3 protein-coding genes are annotated in these 2,817 nt (G+C 64.2%); all 3 read right to left on the bottom strand.

Annotated elements, in window-relative coordinates; all coding sequences use genetic code 11:
• A partial coding sequence (locus DH10_RS17405; protein ID WP_192385095.1) for a beta-ketoacyl-ACP synthase occupies window positions 1-705 on the bottom strand: 705 nt, incomplete at its 3' end.
• Window positions 706-775: 70 nt separating this feature from the next.
• On the bottom strand, window positions 776-1,057 hold the full coding sequence (locus DH10_RS17400; protein WP_027167184.1) for an acyl carrier protein: 282 nt from the start codon (window positions 1,055-1,057) through the stop codon (window positions 776-778).
• A 234-nt stretch (window positions 1,058-1,291) separates the two neighbouring features.
• The gene (locus DH10_RS17395) at window positions 1,292-2,437 is read right to left on the bottom strand and encodes a slipin family protein (protein ID WP_192253081.1); all 1,146 of its coding nucleotides are present in this window, start codon (window positions 2,435-2,437) and stop codon (window positions 1,292-1,294) included.
• Window positions 2,438-2,817 lie beyond the last annotated feature (380 nt).

Genomic DNA, 2,817 nt, shown 5'->3' with positions numbered 1-2,817 from the left:
GCCGCCGCCTTCGGCGCCCTGCCGCTGCCAGAGCGGCCGCCAGGGGCCGCGGTGCAGGTAGCCGGCAAGCTCGTAGCCGAGCAGCATGTCGGAATGTTCGGTCTGGAACGCGCCGCCGACCAGCACATGGGTCGACTGGCCGGAACGGATGCGCGCGGCCGCCGTCTCGACGGCGGAGACGCCGGCGCCTTCCTCGCCCATGAAGGTGCGGGACGAGCCGGTGACCTTGTGAACGATGGAGATATTGCCTGCGAGCAGGTTGGAAAGCTGGGCCAGGAACAGCGTCGGCCGCAATTCCGTGGTCAGCTTCTCGTTGAGCAGCACGTCGCGGTCGTTGCGGCTCTCGGAAGCGGCGAGGATCGCGCTGTCGACAGCCTCGTCGCGCTCGCCGCCGCCGGCCGCCACCACCATGTCCATGGTGGCGCAGAGCTCGTCATTGCCCTTGATGCCGGCGTCGTCCAGCGCCAGGCCGGCAACATAGGTGCCGAGCCTCTGCCAGGTTTCCATCTGGCGCTGGTCGCCGCGCTTGGCGATCTGCAGGTTATCGATCTCGGGCAGCGGATGGATGGTGTAGGGCGCAAAGCGCGTCGCATCGAGCACCGGCTCGACGCCCGGTCGGGTCAGCTTCTGCCAATGCGCGTCCGGTCCTTCTCCCAGCGAGGAGACAAGGCCGATGCCGGTGATGACGACGTCGTGAGAACTCATGGGCGCCTGTTGTTGGGGCGGCTGTTGTGGGTCAGGTGACCGGGCACGTCAAGACCGTGCCCGAGCCGCCTCAGGCGGCCTTGGCTGCGACCAGCGCGTCGATCTTGGCGCACAGGTTCTTCATGACGAAGTAGTCGTCGGTCGAGGCCTTGCCGTCATTGACCTCCTGCGTCCACTTTTCCAGCGGCACTTTGATGCCGAATTCCTTGTCGATGGCAAAGACGATGTCGAGGAAATCGAGGCTGTCGATGCCGAGATCGTCGATGGTGTGGCTTTCGGGCGTGATGGTGTCGATATCGATCTCGCTGGTGTCGGCAATGATCTTGGCGACTTTCTCGAACGTGGTGGACAAGGGCTCTTCCTTCGGTTGCGGGCGGAATCTGTCCGCATCTTGTTTGGGCGCTGTCTAATCGGTTTTTCCGGGCAGGAAAAGGCCTGAGACGCCGGGCGCAGATGGGATGCCGGCTTTCTAGACGCAAGAAGGGCCGCTGAATGACTAGCGGCCCTTCCCATTTGACGTCACGTCAGTCTCTGTTTCGATGCATGTCGCTGTCCCAAAACCGGAACCACTTTTGGGCGACATGCATCAGCCCTCGCGGAGCTTGACCAGGTCGTTCAGCAGCCCGCCCGTTCCGTTGTGGACGGTCAGCCGCTCGACCTTGCCGGCGATGGCCTCGAGAGCTTCGAGCTCCTTCAGCCGCAGCATCACCGGGTTCTCGGCCATCACCTTGGCCGTGTTGAGCAGCGAACGCGTGGCGTTCGTCTCCTCGCGGCGGCGGATGACGTTGGCCTCGGCCTGCTTTTCGGCCGAAACCACCTGGTTGAGGATTTCACGCATATCGCCCGGCAGGATGACATCCTTGAGCGCGATATCGCTGACCTCGAGGCCGATCGCGGCCATGTCGGCACGCACCTTGGCCGCCGCCTCATCGTCGACCATCACCTTCTTGTCGAGGATCTGGTCGAGCGTGAGCGCGCCAAGCGTCTTGCGGAAGGCGTACTGCAGGGCGCGGTAGAGGGCTTCGGAGAAGTCCTTGACCGTGCTCACCGCCGTCACCGGATCGACGACCCGGTATTCGGCGGCGATGTTGACGCGGATCGTCACGCGATCCTTGGTCAGCATCTCCTGCCCGGCGACATCGAGCGACTGCCGCTTGAGGTCGACGACCTTCACCTGGACGATGCGCCCGACATTCCAGAAGGCGTGGACGCCCGCCGCAAGCGTGCGGGTGTAGACGCCGTCCACGAACAGCAGCCCGACCTGGCCGTCCACGACCGGATGCAGGAACATGTGTTCCGTCTTCCGGGCCTGGCCGATCCGGCGCATCAAGGCCGGATCGACGGCGAGATCCGCCGCCGTGTCGACGGACGTCACCTTCCACGGGCCGGCATCCGTCCACAGCACGAGCTTGCGATCCGGAGTGAGAACGGCATGGAGGGCGCCGTCGCGCTCGATGACGGCAATGTCGGTGCGCCCGGTGCGAACGACGGTGAAATGACGCGCGGCCACATCCGGGAGCTTGTCGAACAATGCCTTCTCGTAAGCCGAAACGAATTCCGGATTCTTCAGGTCGTGCCTTGACACTTCCAGGTTCCCGCGCCGGCTGGCGAGCCAGTGCTCGCCCGGCATCAGGACAGCCTGGATCTCGCCCTTGTAGAGGGCGACGGCACGCTCATTTTCCTTCACGAGGACGCGCTGGCGTCCAAGAAGCTTTTCGAGAATGATCTTCATTGTCTTTACTCCTGTCGGGCATGGCCCCATGCGAGGCGTCACGTCATGCGTCGATCGTCCTTTCGTTGCTTGTTTCCATCGTCTCTTTTCAGTTCCGGCCACGAATGATCCGGAGACCGGTGGCATCCGCGCACGACGGGCCTTCGGGAGCGGATCGCAGGGGCGGCGAAGCGGGCGCCGGAGCCCGAAGGCTCCTTTGCTGGCACTGCCGCGCCTTGATCGTCACCGCGGGCCTGGCCGCGAGCCGATGGCGCAGGACATCGCGGGCCGGTGGGGCCGAAGCCCTGCCGTCCTTGAAATCCTTGCATTCCGGTCCCCGGACCGTTTTGGATAACACCACCAAAAGGTGTCGTGCCCTTCCCGAGAGATGGGTGACAGTT

Source organism: Mesorhizobium silamurunense (assembly GCF_014843825.1).
Taxonomy (GTDB): domain Bacteria; phylum Pseudomonadota; class Alphaproteobacteria; order Rhizobiales; family Rhizobiaceae; genus Mesorhizobium; species Mesorhizobium silamurunense.
This window is presented reverse-complemented; position numbering and strand designations above follow the sequence as displayed.

Coding starts and splice junctions, on each gene's coding strand:
- DH10_RS17395 (WP_192253081.1), bottom strand. CDS start 2,437: ATGAAGATCATTCTCGAAAAGCTTCTTGGACGCCAGCGCGTCCTCGTG.